This is a genomic window from Streptomyces albidochromogenes, assembly GCF_005981925.1.
Lineage (GTDB): Bacteria > Actinomycetota > Actinomycetes > Streptomycetales > Streptomycetaceae > Streptomyces > Streptomyces albidochromogenes.
Genome location: NZ_VBVX01000530.1, coordinates 1 through 2,273, shown reverse-complemented (window position 1 = coordinate 2,273; position 2,273 = coordinate 1). Strand labels below are relative to the sequence as shown.

The following is a 2,273-nucleotide window of genomic DNA, read 5'->3' as shown; positions in this document are numbered from 1 at the left end:
TGTCTCAGCGACTGCGGCGACGGCCGTTGGTGCGACACCACCACCGCGCCGCAACGCACACCGGCACCGGCGGAGGGGTGCCCCTGCAGGGGCGTGCGCGGGTTCGGCCGGCGGGGGTGAATCGAAACCCGCAGATGGCGAGGAGAAGCGCAACGGGTGTGACGAGCGGGGCTGAAGGGGCGTTGCTCCTCACGAAGTGTGGGTTTTGAACCACGCGCACGGCACGCCCCCCCCTCTGTTCGACGCCGTACATTGGAAAGCTCAAGATCATTAGATCTGCTCGGGGGATGTGTGCGGATCGCGGATCACGCTGTCTGGGACCGGGGCTTCCCGGTCAAGTACCTGCTTGTTCACGAGGACCAAGAAGGCCACGCAGAGTACTGGGGGCAGTGCGCGGGCGTCGAGGGCATGTTCGCGGACAAGGCGCCTCCGCCGCGCGAGGTTCTGACGCTGCGGGGGTGCGCTCCGAAAGGTCCGCTGCTCGACGCGCTGTCAGCCACCGGGGAAAGCACCGGGTTGCTCGGCGGCATGTGTGTCGAAGTAGGGGACGGCCAGCGGCCGTTGCAGTGGTGGGGCCTGGTGGACGCCGTCGTCCTCGCCCATCGGCCGAACCGAAACGACCCAGCCCTCGTGGATGTCGTCGTGAGCGCGGGGGTCGAAGAGGACGCAGGGGAACACAGCCTTCCGGCGTCACCGCAGTTCCAACTGTTCGCGGGGGCCGCCAGTGGGCTTCCTGCCGGGCACTGCGCCGGAGTCGAAGGGTTGTTCGCCCCGCGCGAGGCGCAACCGTCGTCCCCCCTGCACCTCATCGGATGTGAAGCCGCTGAGCCCTTGCTCGCCGCCCTGCGTCGGCCACGCGAGGACCGTGACTGGGTGCAGCTGCTGGCGCTCGACCGCCACGGCGAGGTGATGTACCGCCACACCGTCGATCCGCACATCGAGCAGGCCCGCCCGTCCGTGCTCGGAGGCAGCCTGGTCGACATCACGCTCACGGACGGCGGGGACGACCGGCCTCCGCTGGTGGCCCGGCCGATCTGGGAGGTCTGGTACCGGGGAGTCCCGACGACCCGCGACCAATGGGCCCGTTACTCCGAGGAGGGCAGGTCCGCGTGGCTCGACCTGACGGCCACCCGCATGGACCGCCAGGGCCCGGACCGCTCGGGCGGCACGTACCACCTCGACGGGACATCCGTCACCGACGTGCCCGGTCTTCACTGCGCGATGGCAGAGGCTCTCGCAGGGCCCGGGGGCTACTTCGGCCGGGAGTGGAACGCGTTCGCGGACTGCCTGGGTGGGGGCTTCGGCGTCACCGCGCCTTTCACGCTGATCTGGCACGACGCGGACGTGGCGCGCCGAGCGCTCGCGGGCGTCGTCTCGGGAGAAGGGCTCACGTACTTCGAGGACATCGTGCGGCTGCTCGAACGCCGTGGTGCCCACGTCCTTCTCCAGTAGGGGTCAGCCGGCCGCCACCGCCGCTCCCGTACCCACGAACAGCACGCCCGTGGTCCGCTCCCAGCGGCGGCGGAACACCGGCCTGGCCAGCAACCCCCGGAGTTTGGCGGCCACTACGACCACCCACGGCCAGTACAGAACGCCGATCAGCACATCGAGCACGCCGAGCAGCAGGATCTGGCTCGTCACGGAACCACCGCCGTCGATGAACTGCGGCAGGACGCTCAGGAAGAAGAGAGCGGCCTTGGGATTGAGCACGTTGGTGAGGAACCCCTCGGCGAAACTGCCGCGCTTCGTCCCGTGTCGGCCGTCCGGCGCGCCTGCCCTCTCCGGTCCCCTCCCGGCGGCCAGCAACGCCCGTACGCCGAGGAACACGAGGTACCCGGCACCGGCGAGCTTGATCGCCGTGAAGACCACCGCCGACTGGGCCGCCACGACGGACAGCCCGAAGGCCGCCGCCGCCATGTGGACGCACAACCCGGCCTGCGCCCCCAGCGCGGCCGCCCATCCCAGCGCCCGCCGCCGGGCCGCAGCCCTGACGATGACGAGGAAGTCCGGCCCCGGAACGACGTACGCGAGCAGTACGACCCCTACAAACCCGACTAAGTTGACCGACATCCGCGATTCTCCCCACTCGTACGCGACACTCCGAAAGCCCTACGGCCCTCGCGTACCCGGGTTCACGGCCCCCACCGTTGGGTCCCCCGACCGACGACCCGTGACCCTTCATGGACAGTCGACGCGCCCCGGCACAACCACTGGGCCTGGTGTGACTGCTGGGACGACTCTCCGTCGCCATCTGCTGACTCTTATACACATCT

Annotated in this window: 2 protein-coding genes; one reads left to right on the top strand and one right to left on the bottom strand. The window is 69.6% G+C overall.

The genetic code is table 11. The annotated features are described in order from the left end of the window. The first annotated feature begins 291 nt into the window (after positions 1-291). Positions 292-1,452 (top strand): barstar family protein, encoded by a 1,161-nt coding sequence (locus tag E2E34_RS33460; RefSeq protein WP_244316384.1) that lies wholly within the window; start codon positions 292-294, stop codon positions 1,450-1,452. Positions 1,453-1,455: 3 nt separating this feature from the next. Here the strand turns inward: E2E34_RS33460 and E2E34_RS33455 are convergent, their stop codons facing one another. Then, on the bottom strand, positions 1,456-2,070 hold the full coding sequence (locus E2E34_RS33455) for a LysE family translocator (RefSeq protein WP_138905590.1): 615 nt from the start codon (positions 2,068-2,070) through the stop codon (positions 1,456-1,458). Between the last annotated feature and the right edge of the window lie 203 nt (positions 2,071-2,273).